The organism is Pseudomonas sp. AC463, from assembly GCF_979253585.1.
Genome location: NZ_CEEDDZ010000370.1, coordinates 1 through 313 on the forward strand (window position 1 = coordinate 1; position 313 = coordinate 313).

The window sequence follows — 313 nt, forward strand, 5'->3', positions numbered from 1 at the left end:
TAGCTCAGTTGGTTAGAGCGCACCCCTGATAAGGGTGAGGTCGGCAGTTCGAATCTGCCCAGACCCACCAATTTTGTGTGGGAAACGCCTGTAGAAATACGGGGCCATAGCTCAGCTGGGAGAGCGCCTGCCTTGCACGCAGGAGGTCAACGGTTCGATCCCGTTTGGCTCCACCACTACTGCTTCTACGTTATGAAAGCTTAGAAATGAGCATTCCATCAGGTTGATGATGAATGTTGATTTCTAGTCTTTGATTAGATCGTTCTTTAAAAATTTGGGTATGTGATAGAAAGATAGACTGAACGTTACTTTC

Annotated in this window: 1 tRNA gene; it reads left to right on the plus strand. The window is 47.0% G+C overall.

Annotation, left to right across the window (positions count from 1 at the left end):
- Positions 1 to 100: 100 nt before the first annotated feature.
- Positions 101 to 176: transfer RNA gene (locus tag AC0IYH_RS30575), tRNA-Ala, on the plus strand.
- Positions 177 to 313: the final 137 nt, after the last annotated feature.